The 15,084-nt window shown below is 73.3% G+C and carries 12 protein-coding genes; 11 read left to right on the top strand and 1 reads right to left on the bottom strand.

Annotated features, from left to right (window positions below):
* The first annotated feature begins 180 nt into the window (after window positions 1-180).
* From ACF061_RS03460 to holA, 9 genes are all read left to right on the top strand, one after another.
* The gene (locus ACF061_RS03460; RefSeq protein WP_392265101.1) at window positions 181-909 is read left to right on the top strand and encodes a hypothetical protein; all 729 of its coding nucleotides are present in this window, start codon (window positions 181-183) and stop codon (window positions 907-909) included.
* A gap of 72 nt (window positions 910-981) precedes the next feature.
* Window positions 982-1,827, top strand: coding sequence for a DegV family protein (locus ACF061_RS03455; protein WP_392265100.1), 846 nt, complete (start codon window positions 982-984; stop codon window positions 1,825-1,827).
* A 717-nt stretch (window positions 1,828-2,544) separates the two neighbouring features.
* On the top strand, window positions 2,545-3,234 hold the full coding sequence (locus tag ACF061_RS03450; RefSeq protein ID WP_392265099.1) for a helix-hairpin-helix domain-containing protein: 690 nt from the start codon (window positions 2,545-2,547) through the stop codon (window positions 3,232-3,234).
* Window positions 3,235-3,416: 182 nt separating this feature from the next.
* The gene (locus tag ACF061_RS03445) at window positions 3,417-6,008 is read left to right on the top strand and encodes a ComEC/Rec2 family competence protein (RefSeq protein WP_392265098.1); all 2,592 of its coding nucleotides are present in this window, start codon (window positions 3,417-3,419) and stop codon (window positions 6,006-6,008) included.
* A 58-nt stretch (window positions 6,009-6,066) separates the two neighbouring features.
* The gene (locus ACF061_RS03440) at window positions 6,067-6,432 is read left to right on the top strand and encodes a DUF4440 domain-containing protein (RefSeq protein WP_392265097.1); all 366 of its coding nucleotides are present in this window, start codon (window positions 6,067-6,069) and stop codon (window positions 6,430-6,432) included.
* 90 nt (window positions 6,433-6,522) lie between these two features.
* Window positions 6,523-7,365, top strand: a complete 843-nt coding sequence (locus ACF061_RS03435) for an arylamine N-acetyltransferase (protein WP_392265096.1) — start codon at window positions 6,523-6,525, stop codon at window positions 7,363-7,365.
* A gap of 147 nt (window positions 7,366-7,512) precedes the next feature.
* Entirely contained in the window at window positions 7,513-8,394 is an 882-nt protein-coding gene (locus ACF061_RS03430) for a YceI family protein (protein ID WP_392265095.1), read from the top strand.
* Window positions 8,395-8,493: 99 nt separating this feature from the next.
* Window positions 8,494-8,748 (top strand): hypothetical protein, encoded by a 255-nt coding sequence (locus tag ACF061_RS03425; protein ID WP_392265094.1) that lies wholly within the window; start codon window positions 8,494-8,496, stop codon window positions 8,746-8,748.
* A gap of 73 nt (window positions 8,749-8,821) precedes the next feature.
* Entirely contained in the window at window positions 8,822-9,811 is a 990-nt protein-coding gene (gene holA / locus ACF061_RS03420; RefSeq protein WP_392265093.1) for a DNA polymerase III subunit delta, read from the top strand.
* 593 nt (window positions 9,812-10,404) lie between these two features.
* On the opposite strand, the gene rpsT is transcribed toward holA, so the two are convergent.
* Window positions 10,405-10,671, bottom strand: coding sequence for a 30S ribosomal protein S20 (gene rpsT / locus ACF061_RS03415; RefSeq protein ID WP_392265092.1), 267 nt, complete (start codon window positions 10,669-10,671; stop codon window positions 10,405-10,407).
* Window positions 10,672-10,955: 284 nt separating this feature from the next.
* Here rpsT and lepA point away from each other — a divergent pair, with 284 nt between their 5' ends.
* Window positions 10,956-12,824 carry a translation elongation factor 4 gene (gene lepA, locus ACF061_RS03410; protein ID WP_392265091.1) on the top strand — a complete coding sequence of 623 codons (1,869 nt, stop codon included), beginning with the start codon at window positions 10,956-10,958 and terminating at the stop codon, window positions 12,822-12,824.
* 284 nt (window positions 12,825-13,108) lie between these two features.
* Window positions 13,109-14,983, top strand: coding sequence for an AMP-dependent synthetase/ligase (locus ACF061_RS03405; RefSeq protein ID WP_392265090.1), 1,875 nt, complete (start codon window positions 13,109-13,111; stop codon window positions 14,981-14,983).
* Window positions 14,984-15,084 lie beyond the last annotated feature (101 nt).

The raw sequence follows: 15,084 nt of genomic DNA, 5'->3' as shown, positions 1-15,084 counted from the left end.
CCGCGCGTGGGGCGCGCGACGGCGTGACGGCCGGGGCGTGAGCGCCTCCGGGTAGTCCCCTACGGGCAGGTTCGGGGTTCTGCCGGAACCCTGAACCCGCCCGTCGCGTTTACCGTGGAGAAGCGGCTTCGCCGTCGAGATGCGGCGCCGCCGGGGCCGCCGAGCTGGAGGAGGAGCGCCGTGGAAGCAGTCGTCATCGTCTTCGCCCTGCTCTTCGTGCTCTGCCTGGCGCTCGGCGCCTACGCCGCGGTCAGAGCGGTCGGCGCCGCCAAGCGCGGCGTGGACCGCACCATCAGCCAGGCCCGCCGCACGGTGGAGGAGCACACCCTGCGGGCCAGGTCCTTCGCCCAGCCCGGCCCGGCGGGCGAGCTGGCCGAACTCCGACTCACCCTGCGCACCTCGATGCGCGCCACCCAGGAAGCCCTTCACGCGGGCGTGGCCGAGGACGAGTCCCTCAAGGAGTCCCTCGCCCTGTTCGAACGCCTCAGCGTGCACGGGCACGAGCTGGACGACGAGCTCAAGCGACTGGAGGGGGAGCCGGACCGCACGACCCTGGCCGCCCGGCTCCCGGCCCTGCGCGCACGCACCCGCCGCATCACGCGGTCGGCCGACTCCCTGCGCTGGGCGGCCCGCGACCGCGCCCGGCGTTTCGCCGACGACGACCTGGACGCGCTGAGTGCCCAGATCGACGTGGAGGCCGACGCCCTGCGTCACTGGACCGGGGCGCAGCCGCCGTCCGAACCCCCTCCGTGGTCCGGGCCGCCGACCGTCGGCGAGGACCGGCGGACCGGCCCCGAGGCCGCTCGGCCGGACGGCGCGCAGGAGCCGGTCCGGCCTGCCATCACCCCGCCGGGCCGCCGCCCCGCCTACTCCTGGCAGAAGAAGCCCCGGCCCGAGAGCACCACATGACGCGGCCGAGGAAACACCCGGTCAGAGGGGCTGGGCTGCCGACCGGGCACTACGGCAGGTAACCTCCAGCTCATGTCCCGCCATGTCGCGATCGTCACCGATTCAACGGCCTACCTGCCGCCGCGGACGATGGAGCGCCACGGCATCACCGCGGTGCCACTGACCGTGGTCCTGGGCGACCAGGCGCTCGAAGAGGGCACCGAGATCTCCACCCGCTCGCTGGCCCAGGCACTGCAGAAGCGACGCTCCGTCACCACCTCGCGCCCCAGCCCCGAGCTCTTCGCCGAGACCTACCGCAGGATCGCGGAGTCCGGCGCGAGCGGCATCGTCTCCCTGCACCTGTCGGCGGAGCTGTCCGGCACGTACGACGCCGCGGTGCTCGCCGCGCGCGAGGCCCCGGTGCCGGTGCGGGTCGTGGACACCGGGATGGTCGCCATGGCACTCGGCTTCTGCGCCCTGGCCGCCGCCGCGACGGCCGAGAGCGGTGGCACGGTGGACGAGGCGGTCACCGCCGCGGAGAAACGCGCGGGGGACACCTCCGCCTACTTCTACGTCGACACGCTCGACTATCTGCGCCGCGGCGGCCGTATCGGCGCCGCGCAGGCCCTGCTCGGTTCCGCCCTCGCCGTGAAGCCGCTCCTCCAGTTGCAGGACGGCCGGATCGAACTCCTCGAGAAGGTCAGGACGGCGTCCAGGGCGATCGCCCGCCTGGAGGAGATCGCGGCCGAGCACGCGAGCGGGACCGGCATCGACATCGCCGTCCACCATCTCACCGCCCCGGAGCGGGCGTCGGCCCTCGCCGACCGGCTCCGGGCGCGGGTGTCCGGACTGGCCGACCTGCACGTGAGCGAGGTCGGAGCGGTGATCGGGGCGCACACCGGCCCGGGGCTGCTGGGAGTCGTGGTCTCACCACGATGACCCGTGCGGGTGACGGAGTTGTCCACAACCGGGCGGTAGTCCCCGGAAACCGACCAAGATCATCGCCGGGGGGCCCGACTGCCCGATCCTCGGCACATGGCACTCCGACCACGCCCACGCGCGACCGTCACCAGTGGACCGGGCCGCGCCCCCGACTCCGACGGCCGCACCCGCCACCGACGGCCGCCCGCCGCACGGGGGAGCGTCCGCCGGAACCGGCCCGCCCCGGCCGACGAACTGCGCCGGCGCGCCCGCGCGCTGTTCCCCGAGCCCGTCGAACCCGCCCGTCGGGTCGGTGAGTCGGGCAGCGGACCACCCCGGCCGGCGGAGCGGAAGCCCACCGGCACGCCCCCGGAGCCACCGGCCCGCGCCCCGCGCCCCGGCCCGTCGTGGGCCCGACCGGACCCGTACGGGGCGGACCCGCGCCCGGAGGCAGCGGACGCGGGCCGAACCGCCCGGCGCCCGATGGCGGCGGAGACGCCCCCGCGAGGAAGGACCGATGCCAAGCCGTCGTCCGCCGGGGCCGGTGCCGGGCCGTCTGCCGGGACCGGTGCGGTGCTGTCCGCCAGGGCCCGTGCGGCGCTGCCCGCCCGGAGTGCCATGGGGACCGCCGGGAGTGCCGCGGGGCCTGCCGTGGGCGGCGACGACGGCCGGGAAGGTACCCACCGGACGGCATCGGACTGGCGTGAGCGGGCCGGTGCCGCACTGCGGGACCGCATGCCGTTGTGGCTGCAGACCCGCTGCGCACTCGAGCGCAGGCACGTGGTCGCGCTCACCGCCCTGCTCGCCCTCGCCGCGGTCTTCGCCGTGCAGCACTTCTGGACCGGCCGAACCGAGACGGTGCGGGCCCCGCGGGCCGTCCATGCCGTGGTCCCCCACCGGGACCGGGAACCGGCCGGGGACGCGGCGCCCGACGCCGCACCGCCGGCACCGGGCGGGACCGGCCCGGCCGGCCCCGGGATCGTCGTGGACGTCAGCGGCGAGGTCCGGCATCCGGGAATCCACCGTCTCCCGGCGGGCTCCCGGGTCGCGGACGCGCTGCGGGCGGCGGGCGGGGCACGGCCCGGCACCGACCTCGACGCTCTCAACCGGGCCAGGTTCCTCGTGGACGGCGAGCAGGTCGTCGTCGGCGGTCCCGCCCCGGCGGCAGCCCCCGCGGCGGGCGCGGCCGCCGGCGGCACGGCCGGTTCGGGCCGGGCGGGAGCCGGTCCGACGGCACCGGTTCCGCTCAACACCGCCACCGTCGAGCAGTTGGAGACCCTGCCCGGTGTGGGTCCGGTACTGGCCCAGCACATCGTCGACTACCGGACCCGGCACGGCGGCTTCCGCTCGGTGGACCAACTGCGCGACGTCAACGGCATCGGCGAACGCCGTTTCGCCGACCTGCGAAGCCTGGTCAGGCCATGAACCGGCCTCCGACGACCACCCCGGCTCCCGATCCCGGAGCCGCCCACCCCGCCCCCGCCCCCGCCCACCCGGACCCGGCCTCCGTCCACACGGACCCGGCCTCCGGGAACTCCGGTCCGCCCCCTGGGCACCTCGGCCACCGCTCCGGGCGCCCCGGGCGGGGTGCCCGGTCACGTCCGGCGGTGCACGCGGCCTCCGGCGGACGGCTCGGCGCCGCCCATCCCCGGCAGGAGGGACCCACCGACCTGCGACTCGTACCGCCGGCGCTCGCCGCCTGGGCGACGGCGGCCCTGGCGCTGAGCGCCCCCGCGGAATGGGTGGCCGGCTTCGCCGTCGTGTGCCTCGCCACCGCCGCCGTGCTCCTCCTCGGCCGACGACGCCGGGCAGGACGTGGCGCCCGGCCCGGAGCGACTGGGCGCGTGGACCTGGCCGGCACACGGCGGACAGAACCGGCGGAAGCGGCCCAGGCGCCCGCGCGGGCACCGGCGGCCTGGGCGCGCGCCACCGTCGCCGCCGCCCTGCTCGGCGCCGCGGCGGCCGCCGCCTCCGCGGGGCTGCACGGGGCGGACGTGCGGCGCGGCCCGGTGCCCGCGCTGGCACGGGAGTCCGCCACGGTGACCGCCGAGGTGGAGCTGACCTCCGACCCCCGGATCAGCCGGCCCCGCGTCAGCGGCGACCACATGGCGCCCACCTCCATGCTGATCGACGCGGAGGTACGGCAGATCGAGCGGGTGGGCGGAGCGGAGGCCGCGGCGACCCGCGCGCCGGTGCTGATCCTCGTCCCCGCCGACGCGCGCCGGGGCCGGGACACCGGGGCGCGGGGCGGCGGGGAGCGACGCTCGCCCTGGCTCGGGCTGCTGCCGTCCACGAGGCTGAGAGTGACCGCCCGACTGGCGCCGCCGCTGTCGGGCGGCGACCGGATCGCGGCGGTGCTGCGGGTCCGCGACCGAGCGGCGCCCGAAGTGGTCGGGCGGCCGTCGGGAGCGCAGCGACTGGCCGGACGGCTGCGCGCCGGGCTGCGCGCGGCGACCGACGGACTGCCGGCGGACGCCCGGGCACTGCTGCCCGGACTGGTCGTCGGAGACACCTCACGAATCACGCCCGAGCTGGACGAGGCGTTCAAGGAGACCGACCTCGCGCACACCCTGGCCGTCTCCGGAAGCAACCTCACGATCCTCCTCGCCCTCCTCATCGGCCCGCCGGGCCTCGCCCAGCACGTGGAGCGCCGCGGCCTCGCACCGGGACTCGGGCTGCCGCTGCGGGCCACCGCGCTGCTGGGAGGGGCGCTCACCCTCGGGTTCGTCGTCGTGTGCCGGCCCGACCCGAGTGTGCTGCGGGCCGCGGCCTGCGGAGCCGTCGCGCTGCTGGCCCTCGCGACCGGACGCCGCAGATCGCTGATTCCCGCCCTGGCGACGACGGTGCTGCTGCTGGTGCTCTACGACCCGTGGCTGGCCCGCAGTTACGGCTTCCTGCTGTCGGTGCTGGCCACCGGAGCCCTGCTCACCCTCGCGCCCCGCTGGAGCGCGGCGCTGCGCCGGCGCCGGGTGCCCGCCCGTCCGGCCGAGGCGCTGGCCGCGGCGGCCGCCGCCCAGGCGCTGTGCGCGCCGGTCGTCGTGGTGCTGTCGGCTCGGGTGAGCCTGGTCGCGGTGCCGTGCAATCTGCTGGCCGAGGTCGCGATCGCGCCCGCCACGGTGCTGGGCTTCGCGGCCCTGGTGACGGCGCCGGTCACCATGCCGGTGGCCAAGGTGCTCGCGTGGTGCGCGAGTTGGCCCGCCGGATGGCTCGCGGACGTGGCCCGGACCGGAGCGGCGCTGCCCGGCGGGGGAGTGGACTGGCCGGGCGGCTGGACCGGGGCGCTGCTGCTGGGCCTGGTCACCGCGGTGGTCGTGCCGCTGGGCCGGCGGCTGCTGGGACACCCCTGGCTGTGCGGCCTCTGCGGGGCCCTGCTCCTGCTGGTGATGGTGCGGCCGCCGCCGCTGACCCGGGTGGTCACGGGCTGGCCGCCGCCGGGCTGGAGGTTCGCGATGTGCGACGTCGGACAGGGCGACGCCACGGTGCTCGCGGCGGGTCCGGGCGCCGCTGTGGTGGTGGACGCCGGGCCCGACCCGAAGCCGGTGGACCGCTGTCTGAGCGCGCTCGGCGTCACCCGGGTCCCGCTGCTGGTGCTGACCCACTTCCACGCCGACCACGTGGCCGGCCTGACCGGTGTGCTGCGGGGCCGCTCGGTGGGCGCGATCGAGACGACCGGCTACGAGGAACCAGCGGACCAGGCGGAGTTCGTCCGGAGGGAGGCGGCGCGGCACGGCATCCCGCTCACGCGTGCCGTCGCCGGTGAGGAACGGAGCGCCGGAGAGCTGGCCTGGCAGGTGCTGTGGCCTCCGTCGCGACCGTCGTCGGCGCCGGACGGCCCCAACGACGCGAGTGTGACGCTGCTGGTGCGTTCCGGCGGGCTGCGGCTGTTGCTGCTGGGCGACCTCGAACCGGCGGCCCAGCAGGCGCTGTTGCACTCGGCGGCCGTAACGGGCCTGGCCGGTGTGGACGTGCTCAAGGTCGCCCACCACGGCTCGGCCCACCAGGACCCGGATCTGATACGGGTGGTGGCTCCGCGTCTCGCGCTCATCTCCTGCGGTGCGGACAACCCGTACGGGCATCCGGCTCCCCGCACGCTCACGGCGCTGCGCGCCGGGGGCGCGGTGGTGCTGCGCACGGACCGGGACGGCGCGCTCGCGGTGACCGGGGAGGGGGCGGGGCTGCGCGCGGTGACGCGGGAGTGAGGGCGGAGATGCCGCTGGGGACCGGGCGCCGGGGAGGGGGGATCCGTAGGGTTTCCGCATGACGGACGAGAACGAACGGGCTGTACGAGCGGCCATCGACGGGGAGCTGCGGCTTCTCGATCCCGAGGTGCGTGCGGTCCCGGCCCGTGTTCTGGAGCTGCTGGACCCCGAGTTCACCGAGATCGGCGCTTCCGGACGCCGGTGGGACAGGGTGTCGATCCTTCAGGTGACGGGAGACGGCTCGGTGAGCGGGGAGTCGGCGGTCGAGGTCAGCGAGATGTCCGGGGCCGTCCTCGCTCCGGGCGTCGTCCACCTGACGTACTTCGCCGGCCACGCCGGTCGCCGGGCATGGCGGAGCTCCCTGTGGCGTCTGACGGAGACGGGCTGGCGGATGTACTTCCACCAGGGCACCCCGACCGGCTGAGCCCGGGCGGCCGGCCTGCCCTGTCGTCCGACTCCCGCCTTCCACGGACCGGGTGGCCGCACGGCGCGGGCCTGGCGCGAGACTGGGGCCATGGACGACAGACAGGTTGACGCCTACCTCCGCCGCATCGGGGCCGAGCGCCCGGCCTCGCCCACCGGCGCCGCACTGCGGGAACTGCACGTGCGGCACCTGCGGACCGTGCCCTTCGAGAACCTCTCGATCCACCTCGGCGAGGAGATCGTGCTGGCGGAGGAGCCGCTGCTGGACAAGGTGGTGGACGCGCGCCGGGGCGGGTTCTGCTACGAACTGAACGGGGCGTTCGGGGCGCTGCTCGGCGCGCTCGGGTTCGAGGTCACGCCGCTGGCGGCGCGGGTGCACGGGAAGGAGGGGCGGCTCGGGATCCCGTACGACCATCTCGCGCTGCGGGTACGGTCGGTGGACGGCGGCGACTGGCTGGCGGACGTGGGGTTCGGAACGCACAGCCACTTCCCGCTGGCCTTCGGGGAGCGGGGTGAGCAGGCCGATCCGGGCGGCGCGTTCGTGATCGTGGAGGCTCCCGCGGCGGGCGCCCCCGGCGGCGGGCCGGCCGGCGCCCCCGCCCCCGCCGTCGAGCTGGACGTCGTCCGCGACGGCGGTCCCCAGTACCGGCTGGAGACGCGGCCCAGGGCCCTCGGTGACTTCGTGGCCGGCGCGTGGTGGCACAGCACCTCGCCCGCCTCGCACTTCACGCGGTCACTGGTGTGCTCCAGGCTCACCGAGGACGGCGGGCGGATCACCCTCAGCGGTCGCACACTGACCAATACGGCGGCCGACGGGACGCGTGAGGTGCGGGAGCTGGCCTGTGACGAGGAAGCCCTCTCGGTGTACCGGGAGCGGTTCGGCATCGGCCTCGACCGTGTGCCGGCTGTGCGAAACCCCGACGTGGCCGCCTAATTCGGGCAACACGGGGTCAGTCGTGCGCAGTCCCAGCACATGCGCTGGTTTCCCGTGATGTGATCCCGCTTTGCCTCGAAAGCCCCATCAGTGATCGAATGGAACTCTGATAACAGCTGTTCTCGCATAGTGCAGAAGGTGTCGAAGATGATCGGCCGCTTGCTGGGAAGCCGGACGAAGCGAGTGCAACGGACGAGTCCTCTGGCGGCGGTGCAGACCCCACCGAGCGCGGGGGTGCTGAGCTGCCGGGTGCTCGACCCGGTCGGCCAGCCGGTGCCGCAGGCGGAGCTCACGGTCACCGACACCACGGGGCGCAGGGTGATCAGCGGCGGGACGGACCCCTTCGGGTCCTTCGTGGCGACGGTGCCGGCGGGGGAGTACCGGCTCGCGGTGTCCGCGGAGGGGTACACGCCCTACCGGGCCGCCGCGACCGTCGCACCGGACTCGCTCACCTCTCTCGGTGACGTGACCCTTCAGCTCGCCCAGCCGCCGCAGCTGCCCCCGCCGGGCGACTGGGAGATCGAGCCGACCCATTCCTCGATCGGTTTCACCGCCCGGCACATCGGGCTGGCGCGGATCCACGGCCGGTTCAACTCCTTCGCCGGGGTGGTGCGGATCGCCGAGGAGATGGAGCGGTCGGCCATGCACGTGGTGATCGACGCGGCCTCCATCGACACCAACGTCAGGATGCGCGACGACCACCTGCGGTCGGCCGACTTCCTGGACGTCGCGCGTTTCCCGACCATGGAGTTCTACGGTGACCGGTTCTCGCACCGCGGCGGCGGCCGGTGGGCCGTCACCGGCGCGCTGTCCCTGCACGGCGTGACCCGTACGGTCACGCTGGACACGGAGTACCTCGGGCTCGGCAACGGCATGGAGGGCGAGGTGCGGGCGGCCTGCCGGGCCACCACCGAACTGCACCGCGACGACTACACCGTGAGCTGGCAGACGATGCTGGCGCGCGGCATCGCGGTGGTCGGCCCCACCATCGAGGTCGAGCTGGACATCCAGGTCGTGGCCAAGGGCTGATCCCACGGCCGGTGCGGGAAGGGGAACCGGCCGCCGGCGCCGGTGGCCGTGCTCGCGTGCCGGGTAAGGGGGCCGTGGTCCCGCGCCCGGTGCCGGACAATGGCTCGCGTGAGTGACGTGAGACATGTGCTGGTGCTGCCCGACCGGGATGCCGCCGAGGAAGCCGCCGAAGCCCTCGGGGAACGGTTCGGAACCGACGAGGAGCCCCGGATCGTACGGGACGCGCTGGCCGGTGAGGACGACGCCGAGGACGCCCAGTGGCTCGTCGTCCTGCGCGACGAGCAGGAGCGGCTGGACCCCGCCGAACTGGACGAGTTCGCGGCGCGGTGGGACGGCTGGCGGGAGGAGCCGTAGGCCAGGGCGGCGGGAAGCTCGCGGACCCGGGCGTCGGACCCTGTTGTCAGTGGCCCGTGGGATGCTTGACGCGATGGCCAGGAAGACTGCGAATGACGACCCCCTCGCCCCGGTGACGCTCGCCGTGGGCCAGGAGGACCTGCTGCTCGACCGTGCCGTGCGGGAGGTGGTGGCCGCCGCCCGCGCCGCCGACGCCGACACGGACGTACGGGACCTCACCCCGGACCAGTTGCAGCCGGGCACGCTCGCCGAACTGACCAGTCCGTCGCTCTTCGCCGAGCGCAAGGTCGTGGTCGTGCGCAATGCGCAGGACCTGTCGGCCGACACGGTCAAGGACGTGAAGGCGTATCTGGGCGCGCCCGCCGAGGAGATCACGCTCGTGCTGGTGCACGCGGGCGGGGCGAAGGGCAAGGGGCTGCTGGACGCGGCGCGCAAGGTGGGGGCGCGGGAGGTGGCCTGCCCGAAGATGACGAAGCCGGCCGACCGGCTCGCCTTCGTCCGGGGCGAGTTCCGCGGCCTGGGGCGTTCGGCCACGCCCGAGGCGTGCCAGGCGCTGGTCGACGCGATCGGCAGCGATCTGCGGGAGCTGGCGTCGGCGGTGTCGCAACTGGTCGCCGACATCGAGGGCACGATCGACGAGGCCGTCGTCGGCCGCTACTACACGGGCCGGGCCGAGGCGTCCAGCTTCACCGTCGCCGACCGGGCCGTCGAGGGACGGGCCGCCGAGGCCCTGGAGGCGCTGCGCTGGTCGCTCGCCACGGGTGTGGCACCGGTGCTGATCACCAGCGCGCTGGCACAGGGAGTGCGGGCGATCGGCAAACTGTCGTCCGCGCGTGGGGGCCGGCCCGCCGACCTGGCCAGGGAACTCGGCATGCCGCCCTGGAAGATCGACCGGGTCCGGCAGCAGATGCGCGGCTGGACCCCCGACGGGGTGGCCGTCGCGCTGCGCGCGGTGGCCGAGGCGGACGCGGGCGTGAAGGGCGGCGGCGACGATCCGGAGTACGCCCTGGAGAAGGCGGTCGTGACGATCGCCCGCGCGGCCCGTTCCCGGGGCCGCGCCTAGGATCTCCGGTCCGGTCCGGTCTGGTCCGATCCGCTTCCGAGGCCGCGCCCAGGGTTTCCGGTCCGGTCCGTTCCCGAGGTCGCGCCCGGGTCTTCCGTCCGGTCCGTCCCCGGGGCCGCGCCCATGTCTTGGGTGCGGCGTGCTTCCGAGGCCGCGCCCGAGGCTTCCGGCTCGGTCCGTCCCGGGGCCGCGCCCGCGGTCTTCGGGCCGGTCCGTTCCCGGGGGCGTGCCCGGGGCCTTCCGCCCGATCCGTTCTCAAGGCCGCTGACCTTCGGTTCGGTCCGTGCCCCAGGATCTTCCGTTCGGCCCCGAGTCTCCGGGACCCTCGGCCCCCGGAGCGCGGCCACCACGGCCTCGCGGGCCGAAGAAGCGCATGCCGAGGACCCCGGTGCCCCCTCTGGGGAAGGGGAGGCACCGGGGTCCTCGCGGTTCAAGCTGATTGGATCCGCGCCCGCGTGGCGAACGCAGGCCGCGCGCGGATCCGGGGCGCCGGACGGGGGCGGATGAGAGAGGGCCCGCCCTGGGTCCCTCCGGCGAGTCGGATCCCGGGTGATTCCGGAGGAATCAGGATCCGGTCAGATCAAGGAAGGTGTTCAGCCCTTGAGGGACGCGACCCGGGAAGCAAGCGCCGACTTCTTGTTGGCGGCCTGGTTCTTGTGGATGACGCCCTTCGAGACGGCCTTGTCGAGCTGACGCGCGGCAGCGCGCTGGTACTCGGTGGCCTTCTCGACGTCACCCGCGGCAGCGGCCTCACGGGCCTTGCGGATCGCGGTCTTCAGGGAGGACTTGACGGCCTTGTTGCGCAGCCGGGCCTTCTCGTTGGTCTTGATCCGCTTGATCTGGGACTTGATGTTCGCCACGAATGAGCCTTTTCAGGTTCTGGCACGGGGCCGCGAAGGTCCCGTAACCGGTGATTTCTTGGGGGTGCCTCGTGCTGAGAGGGCATGAGACACAGCCCCCCACACTACCAGCGGCCCCTCGCGTGCCCCAAACCGGTCGTGGCCGCCGAGTCCGGGCCGTACCCGCTCCATGGTCCCGGCCGGACATGGGACCATGGAGACTACGTACAGATCCGACCCGAGCGACCCGAGACCGCAGACGGACAAGCACACGTATGCGGACGCCTCAAGAATCAGGACCCTGCGTGCCCGCGACCCCCAGCCATGTGCCCGAGCCGAGCCGTACCGACCCGGCGCTGATCCGCAACTTCTGCATCATCGCGCACATCGACCACGGCAAGTCCACGCTCGCCGACCGGATGCTCCAGCTGACCGGCGTGGTCGAGCAGCGGCAGATGCGCGCCCAGTACCTCGACCGCATGGACATCGAGCGCGAGCGCGGCATCACGATCAAGTCCCAGGCGGTGCGCCTGCCGTGGGCCCCGACCCACGACCCGGGCAACACGCACATCCTCAACATGATCGACACCCCGGGACACGTCGACTTCACCTATGAGGTCTCGCGGTCGCTCGCCGCCTGTGAGGGGACCATCCTCCTGGTCGACGCCGCCCAGGGCATCGAGGCCCAGACCCTCGCCAACCTCTACCTGGCGATGGAGAACGACCTCACGATCATCCCGGTCCTCAACAAGATCGACCTGCCGGCCGCGCAGCCGGAGAAGTTCGCCGAGGAGCTGGCCAACCTCGTCGGCTGCGACCCCGACGACGTGCTGAAGGTCTCCGCCAAGACCGGCCTCGGTGTGGAGGCCCTGCTGGACAAGGCGGTCGAGCAGATCCCGGCCCCGGTCGGCGTGGCCGACGCGCCCGCCCGCGCGATGATCTTCGACTCCGTCTACGACTCCTACCGGGGTGTCGTGACGTACGTCCGTGTCATCGACGGTCAGCTCAACAAGCGCGAGCGGATCCGGATGATGTCCACCGGCGCCACGCACGAGCTGCTGGAGATCGGCACCAACTCGCCCGAGATGCTGCCGGCCGACGGCCTCGGCGTCGGCGAGGTGGGCTACCTGATCACCGGCGTGAAGGACGTCCGCCAGTCGAAGGTCGGCGACACCGTCACCAGCCAGGTCAAGGGCGCCGAGGAGGCGCTCGGCGGCTACAAGGACCCCAAGCCCATGGTCTTCTCGGGCCTGTATCCGCTGGACGGGTCCGACTACCCCGAGCTGCGCGAGGCGCTGGACAAGCTCCAGCTCAACGACGCCGCGCTCGTGTACGAGCCGGAGACCTCCGCCGCCCTCGGCTTCGGCTTCCGCGTCGGTTTCCTCGGCCTGCTCCACCTGGACGTGATCCGGGAGCGGCTGGAGCGCGAGTTCGGCCTCGACCTGATCGCCACCGCCCCCAACGTGGTCTACCGCGTGATCATGGAGGACGGCAGCGAGGTCACCGTCACCAACCCGAGCGAGTTCCCCGAGGGCAAGATCGACGAGGTGTACGAGCCGGTCGTGCGCGCCACGATCCTCGCGCCCACCGAGTTCATCGGCGCGATCATGGAGCTGTGCCAGACCCGGCGCGGCACCCTCCTCGGCATGGACTACCTCTCCGAGGACCGGGTCGAGATCCGCTACACCCTCCCGCTCGCGGAGATCGTCTTCGACTTCTTCGACCAGCTGAAGTCCAAGACCCGCGGCTACGCCTCCCTGGACTACGAGCCCACCGGCGAGCAGAGCAGCTCCCTGGTCAAGGTCGACATCCTGCTGCACGGCGACAAGGTGGACGCCTTCTCGGCGATCACCCACAAGGACCAGGCGTACGCCTACGGCGTCCGGCTCGTCGCCAAGCTCAGGGAGCTGATCCCTCGGCAGAACTTCGAGGTGCCCGTGCAGGCCGCCATCGGCTCGCGCGTGATCGCCCGCGAGACCATCCGCGCCATCCGCAAGGACGTCCTCGCCAAGTGCTACGGCGGTGACATCTCCCGTAAGCGGAAGCTGCTGGAGAAGCAGAAGGAGGGCAAGAAGCGCATGAAGATGGTGGGTTCCGTGGAGGTTCCCCAGGAGGCCTTCATCGCGGTCCTCTCCAGCGATGACAGCGCGGGACCGGCCAAGGGCAAGAAGTAGCCGTCCGCCGGACTCCGGCACCTCGGCAAACCGGGCGGTATGGGGGCCTGTCGCACGAAAGTGCGGCGGGCCCCTGCGCGTGTCACGGGCGGCGCCGCCCGGGAAATGACAGGCCACAGCCCCTTACGCGGTGGCCGGTCGCGCCTTACTCTGATGCCTGCCCGTAGTTACTCGTGAGTTAAACAAGAGCCGGACCCCCACCCGCAAGAGCCCGAACCACCACCCGTGAGCCAACCCAGCCGCACCTTGAGCCAGCCGCACTGTCGCGGGCCCCGGAGGATGTCGTGAGCGACGCACAGACCCTGATCGAGAACCGTCCGCCGTCCGTGGCGGCCCTCTTCCTGGAGCGTGTGGCGGCCACACCGGACGCCGAGGCCTACCGCTACCCGGTGCCGCCGGCCTCGGGTGAGGGCCCGGACGACTGGGAGTCGCTGAGCTGGGCACAGGCCGCCGAGCGGGTCTTCGCGATCGCCGCCGGCCTCATCGAGCTGGGTGTGCGGCCCGAGGAGCGGGTCGCGCTCGCCGCCTCCACGCGCGTGGAGTGGCTCCTGGCCGACCTCGGCATCATGTGCGCCGGAGCGGCCACCACCACCATCTATCCGCAGACCAACGCCGAGGAGTCGGCCTTCATCCTCTCCGACTCCGAGAGCAGGGTGCTCGTCGCCGAGAACGCAGAGCAGCTCGCCAAGGGCCTGGAGAAGCGCGACGAGCTGCCCGACCTGCACCACGTCGTCGTCATCGACCCGGCCGGCGTGGAGACCGGCGACCAGGTGCTCACCCTCGCCGAGCTTGAGCGGCGCGGCGCCGCCCACCTGGAGGAGCACCCCTCGCTGATCAAGGAGCGGGTCGGCGCGCTCACCGGCGAGCAGCTCGCCACGCTCATCTACACCTCCGGCACCACGGGCCGCCCGAAGGGCGTGCGCCTCCCGCACGACAACTGGTCGTACATGGCGAAGGCGATCGCCTCCACCGGTCTGATCGGCCCCGACGACGTGCAGTATCTGTGGCTGCCGCTCGCCCACGTCTTCGGCAAGGTCCTCACCTCCGGCCAGATCGAGGTCGGCCACGTCACCGCCGTCGACGGCCGCGTCGACAGGATCATCGAGAACCTGCCGGTCGTCCAGCCCACCTACATGGCGGCCGTGCCGCGCATCTTCGAGAAGGTCTACAACGGCGTCGCCGCCAAGGCCCGCGCGGGCGGCAACGCCAAGTACAAGATCTTCCAGTGGGCCGCCGAGGTCGGCCGCGAGTACGCCAAGGTCACCCAGGACAACTTCCAGCGCACCGGCGTGCACTCCGCGCCGTTCGCACTGGCCGCCCGGCACAAGGTCGCCGACACCCTCGTCTTCGCCAAGATCCGCGAGGCCTTCGGCGGCCGGCTGCGCGCCTGCGTGTCGGGCAGCGCCGCCCTCGCCCCGGAGATCGGCTACTTCTTCGCGGGCGCCGGCATCCACATCCTGGAAGGCTACGGCCTGACCGAGTCCTCCGCCGCCTCCTTCGTCAACCCCGGCGAGGCCTACCGCACCGGCACCGTCGGCAAGCCGCTGCCCGGCACCGAGGTCCGCATCGCCGACGACGGCGAGATCCTGCTGCGCGGTCCCGGCATCATGCAGGGCTACCACAGACTGCCCGAGAAGACCGGCGAGGTGCTGGAGTCCGACGGCTGGTTCCACACCGGCGACATCGGCGAGCTGTCCCCGGACGGCTATCTGCGCATCACCGACCGGAAGAAGGACCTCATCAAGACCTCCGGCGGCAAGTACATCGCGCCCGCCGAGGTCGAGGGCCAGTTCAAGGCGGTGTGCCCGTACGTCTCCAACATCCTTGTGCACGGCGCCGACCGGAACTTCTGCACCGCCCTCATCGCCCTCGACGAGGCGGCGATCCTGGAGTGGGCCCAGGAGAACGGCCTGGAGGGCAGGTCCTACGCCGAGGTCGTCGCCGCGCCCGCCACGGTCGGCATGGTCGAGGACTACGTCAAACAGCTCAACGAGGGCCTGCAGCGCTGGCAGACCATCAAGAAGTTCCGCCTGCTGCCGCGCGACCTCGACGTCGAGCACGGCGAGATCACCCCGAGCCTCAAGCTGAAGCGGCCGGTGGTGGAGCGCGAGTACAAGGACCTGATCGAAGAGATGTACGCGGGCACGCGCGAGGCGTGACACTGAGCCGGGAGCCGGGAGCCGGGAGCCGGGAGCCGGGAGCCGGGAGCCGGGAGCCGGGAGCCGGGAGCCGGGAGCCGGGAGCCGGGAGCCGGGAGCCG

It is taken from the genome of Streptomyces sp. NPDC015220 (assembly GCF_043079345.1).
Classification (GTDB): domain Bacteria; phylum Actinomycetota; class Actinomycetes; order Streptomycetales; family Streptomycetaceae; genus Streptomyces.
This window is presented reverse-complemented; position numbering and strand designations above follow the sequence as displayed.

What these genes read in the sequence shown, in the direction of transcription:
- ACF061_RS03455 (WP_392265100.1), top strand. Translation starts at nt 982, where the DNA reads ATGTCCCGCCATGTCGCGATCGTCACCGATTCAACGGCCTACCTGCCG.
- ACF061_RS03450 (WP_392265099.1), top strand. Translation starts at nt 2,545, where the DNA reads ATGCCGTTGTGGCTGCAGACCCGCTGCGCACTCGAGCGCAGGCACGTG.
- ACF061_RS03440 (WP_392265097.1), top strand. Translation starts at nt 6,067, where the DNA reads ATGACGGACGAGAACGAACGGGCTGTACGAGCGGCCATCGACGGGGAG.
- ACF061_RS03435 (WP_392265096.1), top strand. Translation starts at nt 6,523, where the DNA reads ATGGACGACAGACAGGTTGACGCCTACCTCCGCCGCATCGGGGCCGAG.
- ACF061_RS03430 (WP_392265095.1), top strand. Translation starts at nt 7,513, where the DNA reads ATGATCGGCCGCTTGCTGGGAAGCCGGACGAAGCGAGTGCAACGGACG.
- ACF061_RS03425 (WP_392265094.1), top strand. Translation starts at nt 8,494, where the DNA reads ATGGCTCGCGTGAGTGACGTGAGACATGTGCTGGTGCTGCCCGACCGG.
- holA (WP_392265093.1), top strand. Translation starts at nt 8,822, where the DNA reads ATGGCCAGGAAGACTGCGAATGACGACCCCCTCGCCCCGGTGACGCTC.